This window comes from Falsiroseomonas sp. RANM36 (genome assembly GCF_056682175.1).
On the sequence record NZ_JBWXTD010000005.1, the window covers coordinates 645632 to 646941 of the forward strand.

Below are 1310 nucleotides of genomic sequence, written 5' to 3' on the forward strand. Positions count from 1 at the left end.
GGGCCGCGCCCCCCCGCCCGGCGCCCCCCCCGCGGCGCGGGGGCGGCCTATGTCCCCCCCATGCTGCAAACCGTTCGCATCCTGGCGATGGTCGTGCTCCTGCTGCTCGGCGGGCTCTGGGCGGCGGCCTGGCTCGGCCGGGGCGAGGGCGAGAGCCTCGGCACGGCCTTCTCGCGCCTGGCGGCGACGCTGCTGGGCGGCGACGCGCCGGCGCCCTCGGCCGGGGGGGTGCAACTGCCGCAGGGCATGGTACTCGGCGGGCCGTTCCGGCTGACCGACCATACCGGGCGGGCGGTGACGGAGGCGGATTTCGCCGGGCGGTTCCTGCTGGTGTATTTCGGCTTCACCTATTGCCCGGATGTCTGCCCGACCGAGCTTGGCATCATCGCCGCGGCGATGGACGATCTGGGCGCGCAGGCCGCGCGGGTGACGCCGGTGCTGATCACCATCGACCCGGAGCGGGACACGCCCGCGGCGCTGGCGGAGTATGTCGCGCGCTTCCACCCGGCGATGGTCGGGCTGACCGGCACGCCGGAGCAGGTGGCCGCGGCGGCGCGCGCCTATCGCGTGTTCTATGCCAAGGTGCAGCGGCCGGAGATGACCGAGTATGTGATGGACCATTCCTCCTTCATCTACCTGGTCGGGCCGGATGGACGGGTGCGGGCGCTGTTCCGCCCGCAGACCGCGCCGGAGGCGATCGCGGAGGCGGTGCGTGGGCAGCTGCGCGGTGCATGAGGCCGGCCCGGCCGCTGCGCCCCGATGCGCAGGGCCCGGCGCAGGGCGGAGGGTTTCTGTGGGAACCGTCCGGGCCTATGATGTAGTCTTGATAACCTCGGCATCTGCGGGCCGGGGCCCAAGGGAGCAGCTTCTCTGATGTCCGAAGAGGATCGGGACCCGCCGTCACGGGAAGCGGGGCGTTCCGCCGGAGGGCCGCCGCGACACACGCGTCGGCTGTCCGACAAGATCCTGATCGCATTCCATCACGCCTGCGACCAGGGCGACTACGAGGTGGCGGAGGAGTTGCTGCGCATCCTCGAGATGATGCTGACGCGCCGGCCGGTGGCGCCTGACGTCAATCGGCGCAAGAACATGGAAAGCCTTGTCGCCGCGCATGAGCGGCTCTGGCTGCTGCGCCACCCGGACGCGCACGAGAAGTAGCTCAGCCGATTTCCAGCGCCGCGCCGTCGTTGAGGATGGCCGCGGCGGCGGCGCCCTGCGCCCGGCCCGCGTGCCGCGCGGGGCCGGGCAGGCCCCCGCCCGGCCCCCCGCCCCCCCCGCGCGCCCCCCCGGGCCCCCCCCTACCCCGCGCC

Annotated in this window: 2 protein-coding genes; both read left to right on the top strand. The window is 73.9% G+C overall.

Translation table 11 applies throughout. The features are described from left to right. The first annotated feature begins 60 nt into the window (after positions 1-60). The gene (locus AC1MIR_RS21145; protein WP_480030151.1) at positions 61-735 is read left to right on the top strand and encodes an SCO family protein; all 675 of its coding nucleotides are present in this window, start codon (positions 61-63) and stop codon (positions 733-735) included. Between the two features lie 138 nt (positions 736-873). Next, complete coding sequence (locus AC1MIR_RS21150) at positions 874-1158, top strand: hypothetical protein (protein WP_480030152.1); 285 nt, start codon at positions 874-876, stop codon at positions 1156-1158. Positions 1159-1310 lie beyond the last annotated feature (152 nt).

Coding starts and splice junctions, on each gene's coding strand:
- AC1MIR_RS21145 (WP_480030151.1), top strand. CDS start 61: ATGCTGCAAACCGTTCGCATCCTGGCGATGGTCGTGCTCCTGCTGCTC.
- AC1MIR_RS21150 (WP_480030152.1), top strand. CDS start 874: ATGTCCGAAGAGGATCGGGACCCGCCGTCACGGGAAGCGGGGCGTTCC.